Origin of the sequence: Polaribacter sp. (genome assembly GCF_965660385.1) — a bacterium.
Taxonomy (GTDB): Bacteria; Bacteroidota; Bacteroidia; order Flavobacteriales; family Flavobacteriaceae; genus Polaribacter.
Window position 1 is genome coordinate 1 of sequence record NZ_CBFHZT010000094.1, and the last position, 5,434, is coordinate 5,434.

6 protein-coding genes are annotated in these 5,434 nt (G+C 32.7%); 4 read left to right on the top strand and 2 right to left on the bottom strand.

The window, feature by feature from the left end:
• Positions 1 to 953: single-stranded-DNA-specific exonuclease RecJ (locus ACTG3V_RS14905; RefSeq protein ID WP_439132970.1), on the bottom strand; the 953-nt coding region annotated here is incomplete at its 3' end.
• A 30-nt stretch (positions 954 to 983) separates the two neighbouring features.
• On the bottom strand, positions 984 to 1,415 hold the full coding sequence (locus ACTG3V_RS14910) for an OsmC family protein (protein WP_439132971.1): 432 nt from the start codon (positions 1,413 to 1,415) through the stop codon (positions 984 to 986).
• An 81-nt stretch (positions 1,416 to 1,496) separates the two neighbouring features.
• On the opposite strand from ACTG3V_RS14910, the gene ACTG3V_RS14915 reads away from it, so the two are divergent.
• The 4 genes from ACTG3V_RS14915 to ACTG3V_RS14930 form a co-directional block, all read left to right on the top strand.
• Entirely contained in the window at positions 1,497 to 3,671 is a 2,175-nt protein-coding gene (locus tag ACTG3V_RS14915) for a T9SS type B sorting domain-containing protein (RefSeq protein WP_439132972.1), read from the top strand.
• 3 nt (positions 3,672 to 3,674) lie between these two features.
• Positions 3,675 to 4,277, top strand: a complete 603-nt coding sequence (locus tag ACTG3V_RS14920; RefSeq protein WP_439132973.1) for a carboxymuconolactone decarboxylase family protein — start codon at positions 3,675 to 3,677, stop codon at positions 4,275 to 4,277.
• A 108-nt stretch (positions 4,278 to 4,385) separates the two neighbouring features.
• On the top strand, positions 4,386 to 4,922 hold the full coding sequence (msrA, locus tag ACTG3V_RS14925) for a peptide-methionine (S)-S-oxide reductase MsrA (RefSeq protein ID WP_439132974.1): 537 nt from the start codon (positions 4,386 to 4,388) through the stop codon (positions 4,920 to 4,922).
• A partial coding sequence (locus ACTG3V_RS14930; protein WP_439132975.1) for a protein adenylyltransferase SelO family protein occupies positions 4,919 to 5,434 on the top strand: 516 nt, incomplete at its 3' end. The genes msrA and ACTG3V_RS14930, both read left to right, overlap by 4 nt.

Consider the following 5,434-nt stretch of genomic DNA (forward strand, 5'->3'; position numbering starts at 1 on the left):
TTAAATATTTCAATAGCAGCAGCAAAATCAATTGCGGTATTAAAATCCATTTCTGTTAATAATTCTACTGCATAATTACCATGTTTCATTCTACCAGCTGCATTAATTCTTGGAGCAATAATAAAAACTACATCAGTAATAGTGAGTTCTTTTTTTTTGATTTGATGAATGATCGCTTTAATTCCGTTTCGCGGTTTTTGATTAATGACTTGCAATCCAAAATAGGTGAACACTCTATTTTCATCAATAATTGGTACGATATCAGCTGCTATTGCAGTGGCTACCAAATCTAAATAAGGTATAAAATCTTCAATAGTCTGATTTCGTTTTTCACCTAGCGCTTGAATCAATTTAAAACCAACTCCACAGCCACAAAGTTCATCAAAAGGATAGGTGCAATCTTTTCTTTTTGGGTTTAAAACAGCTATTGCATCAGGAATTTCTTCACCTGGCTTATGATGATCGCAAATAATAAAGTCGATGTTCTTTTTATTAGCGTAAGCAACTTTTTCTATCGCTTTAATACCACAATCTAAAGCTATGATTAGGGAAAAGTTATTGTCTTCTGCAAAATCAATTCCTGCATAGGAAATACCATAACCTTCGGTATATCTATCAGGAATATAAGTTGCGACATTTGTTGTTAAGGTTTTTAAATACGAATAAACCAAAGAAACTGCAGTTGTACCATCTACATCATAATCGCCATATATCAAGATATTTTCATTGTTTTCTATGGCAATTTCAATTCTATTTATAGCAATATCCATATCCTTCATTAAAAAAGGATTGTAAATATCTTTTAAAGTTGGTCGAAAAAATTTTTTAGCTTGCTCAAAAGTTTCGATATTACGTTGACATAAAATTGTAGCAATCGTTTCATCAACTTGTAAATCTTGTGCTAATTTTTCTACTTTTCTTTTATCGGGTTTGGGCTTCAATGTCCATCTCATAGCTTTTTAATGGTGTTGATTTTTTTTAGTTTATTGCTCTAAATTATGCAAATGAATCTCGATATCAACAGCTGCAAACTGGCGAAACATTTCCATAACACCACAATATTTAGTTACTGATAAATTTACCGCTTTTTGTATTTTTTTTGGCTGTAATTCAGCATCAGTAAAGTGATAATCTACTTTTACTTTGTTGTAAAATTTGGGGTGTTCATCTGTTAACTCTGCAGTTACTTCAATTTTAAAATCGGTAACCTCTGCATGCATTTTTTTTAACAAACTTACTACATCTAAACCAGAACAGCCAGCTAAAGAAGACAACATCAAAGCTTTTGGTCTAAAACCTTCACCTTTACCACCACTTTCTTCACCAGCATCCATAAATAAATTTAAACCACTTGGATTATCAGATTCAAATTGCATGTTTTCTTTCCAAACTGTAGTAACGATATTTTTAACCATATTTTATCTTTTTTTTATTATTGATGTCTTAACTTGTGCTTTAATACAAAAGTAAGAAATCACAAATAGATACTCATAAAAATGTATACATCTGTTAAGCTTTACATTAAATTAATTTATCTTCTTTTATTAATATCGACCTCTACCTTATGTTCTCAAGTTGATCAAGCACCAACTATTACAGCTGTTGGCAGGCAATCTTTTTGTATTGGCAGCCCTATAAATATAGTAACTGATTTTACCATAACAGACCCTGATGACAACAGTATTGACTCATTTTTTATTCAGATTTCTTCAGGCTATCAAGTTAATTTTGATTTTTTAGAGTTAACAGGAAATCATCCTTTTTTAGAAACTTCTTGGGATGTAACAGCAGGAAAACTAACATTAACTTCTGTTTTTAATGGTGGAGAAATTCCACTTGATGATTTAGAAAATGCCATAAAAGATATTGTTTTTACAACTTCTGCAAACAATGTAATTATAGAAAAAACATTCTCATTAAGTATAGGTGATGCAAATTATTTACCTTCAACAGATCACTTTTATGAATTTGTAAATTTTCCAAATATTACATGGAGTGCTGCAAAAACAGCTGCAGAAAATAGAACGTATTTTGGCAGAAAAGGATATTTAGCAACATTAACTAGCCAAGAGGAAGCAGATTTTGCAGGAAAACAAGCTGCAGGTGCTGGCTGGATTGGTGCAAGTGATGAAGAAACTGAAGGCGAATGGAAATGGGTGACAGGACCAGAAGCTGGCACTGTGTTTTGGCAAGGACAAATAAATGGTTCTACACCTAATTTTGCTTTTTGGAATAAAGGAGAGCCAAATAGCGACGGAGATGAAGATTATGCCCATATTACAGATCCAAATGTCGATGACGTTATTATTGGTTCTTGGAATGATTTAGCCAACGAAGGTGGAGGTGGATTATATCAAGCAAAAGGATACATTGTAGAATATGGCGTTCCTGCAGATCCACCTTTAAGTATTGTTGCAACAACTAGTATTTACATTCCGCAAATAACATCAACAACCAGTACAACTGTATGTGAATCTGACTCTGCTACCATAACTGCTATACCTAGTGAAGGCGAGATTTTATGGCATGACAATCCAAATCCTGGAACTCAGCCAGAATTGGCTCGTGGAAATAATTTTACCGTAAATAACATTACAGAAACAAAGACATATTACGCAACCGTAACTCTAAACAACTGTATTACTTTACCAAGAATCCCAGTGACGATTACAGTAATTCAGAAACCACAAATTGTAAGTGCTACAGGAGATGTAATTTGTTCTGGTAGCGCCTCTTTGAATGCACAAGCTTCAAGTGGTCAAGTATATTGGTATGAATCGCAAACAAGCAACACACCTATTTTTATTGGAAACACTTTTCAAACTCCAACTTTAACTGAAACCACCAGTTATTTTGTTGAAGCCAATAACTCTAGTTGTAATGCTTCAACAAGAACTGAGGTAATTGCTGAGGTTAATAATACCAAACCTGAATTTGATCTCATAAAAAATACTTTTATTTTATGTACAGATATAGGTAATGTGACTATAGAAACTGCTAATTCACAAGGAGATTACAGCTATATTTGGAAAAAAGACGGAGAACTTTTAGCTGACAATAATGCCTCTATAAACGTAAACTCATTAGGTAATTATTCAGTTAAGGCTGTTTCAGAAGCTGGCTGTGAATCTGCAGAACAAAATTTTACTGTGGTTAACTCAGAAAAAGCAACAATACGTTTTGAGGATGTGATTATCTCTGATGATTCCGATAATAATTCCATTGAAATAAAAACAGATAATGTAGGTAATGGTAATTATGAATTTGCCATTGATAATGCAACTGGCAATTATCAAAGAGAACCGTTTTTTGAAAATTTATCTCCAGGAATTCATACATTATTTATTAAAGATATTGGCGGTTGTGGCACTGAAAGCTTTGTGTTTTCTTTATTAAGTTACCCAAAATATTTCACTCCTGATAAAAATGGAAGTAACAATGTTTGGAATATTATTGGTTATGATCAAACATTTTACACTTCGTCAGATATATCAATCTATAACAGATTTGGTAAATTAATTTATAAAATTGATGAAAACAATCAAGGTTGGGATGGAAGTTATCAAGGCAAAAATCTACCTTCTAATACCTATTGGTTTAGAGCAACTTTAACGGATATTAATGGATTATCCATCGAAAAAACAGGAAATTTTAGTTTAATAAGAAAATAAAATATGGCATTAGTACAACCTTTAGCAGCAGAACACGATTTAGAAACCAAAGAATTAGCAACTTTTTTTAATGAAACTTTGGGTTTTTGTCCTAATTCAATATTAACAATGCAGCACAGACCACTAATTTCTAAAGCCTTTATTAATTTAAATAAAGCTGTGATGAACAATAAAGGGGGAGTAACCTCTGCATTAAAACGTATGATTGCCTGGGTTTCTAGCAACGCAACTGGGTGCAGGTATTGTCAAGCACACGCTATCAGAGCTGCTGAACGTTATGGAGCAGAACAAGAACAATTAGATAACATTTGGGAATATAAAACCCATGCTGCTTTTTCTGATGCAGAAAGAGCCGCTTTAGATTTTTCTTTGGCAGCTTCTATGGTACCAAATGCCGTAAACGCAGAAATCAAAAAAGAATTATACAAATATTGGAACGAAGGTGAAATCGTAGAAATGCTGGGTGTTATTTCTCTTTTTGGCTATTTGAATAGATGGAATGATTCTATGGGCACAACCTTAGAGGAAGATGCAATTCATAGCGGAAACCAATATTTAGGCAAGCATGGTTTTGAAGTTGGTAAACACGATGGCTCAGAATATTAAAATATTGATTAATCATTTTAGGAATTAGATAAAGCCTTTTTTAAATCGAATTGTAATTCAAAAAGAACTTTTACGACTTTATACATTTAAAAAACACGTGAAATTAATATGAATAAAAATATACAAATTGCTACTTTAGGTGGTGGCTGCTTTTGGTGTACAGAAGCTGTTTTCCAAGAAGTAAAAGGGGTAAAAAAAGTAGTTTCTGGTTATGCAGGTGGTAATGCTCCAGGCAAACCAACGTATAGAGAAATTTGTTCGGGATTAACAGGTCATGCAGAGGTGATTCAAATTACTTTTGATGCAAATATCATTGCTTTTAAAGATATTCTTGTTATTTTTATGACAACTCACGATCCAACAACTTTAAACAGACAAGGAGCAGATAGAGGTACACAGTACAGGTCTGTTATTTTTTTTCATGATGAACATCAAAAAGAAATTGCTGAAGAAGTATTGAAACAAATTCAACCTTATTTTGATGAAAAGATCGTAACCGAACTTAGCCCATTACCTATTTTTTACGAAGCTGAGCAAGAGCATCAAGATTTTTATAAAAACAATCAAGGCTTTGGATATTGCACCTTTGTTATAGAACCAAAACTAGCTAAATTAAGAAAGTTACACGCAGACAAATTAGCATGAAATTAAACTTAAAAAATACTTTTATAAACAATTTACCTTCTGATCCAATTCTTGAAAATTCAAGAAGACAAGTAACAGAAAGTGTTTTTTCTTATGTGGAACCCAAAAAAACAAAGGCTCCAAAAGTGCTGCATGTTTCACAAGAAATGGCTTCTGAATTAGGCATTTCTAAAGAAGAAACAAATTCTGAATTTTTTAAAAATATCGTTACTGGGAATGAGGTTTATCCAAATACAAAACCTTATGCAATGTGTTATGCAGGTCATCAATTTGGCAATTGGGCAGGACAATTAGGTGATGGTAGAGCTATTAATTTATTTGAAATTGAACATCAAAATACAAACTGGAAAATACAATTAAAAGGCGCAGGTGAAACTCCATATTCAAGATCTGCAGACGGTTTAGCTGTTTTACGTTCCTCAATTAGAGAATATTTGTGTAGTGAAGCTATGTATCACTTAGGCATTCCTACAACTCGTGCTTTGAGTTTAAGTTTAACTGGAGATGATGTT

Coding starts and splice junctions, on each gene's coding strand:
- ACTG3V_RS14910 (WP_439132971.1), bottom strand. CDS start 1,415: ATGGTTAAAAATATCGTTACTACAGTTTGGAAAGAAAACATGCAATTT.
- ACTG3V_RS14915 (WP_439132972.1), top strand. CDS start 1,497: ATGTATACATCTGTTAAGCTTTACATTAAATTAATTTATCTTCTTTTA.
- ACTG3V_RS14920 (WP_439132973.1), top strand. CDS start 3,675: ATGGCATTAGTACAACCTTTAGCAGCAGAACACGATTTAGAAACCAAA.
- msrA (WP_439132974.1), top strand. CDS start 4,386: ATGAATAAAAATATACAAATTGCTACTTTAGGTGGTGGCTGCTTTTGG.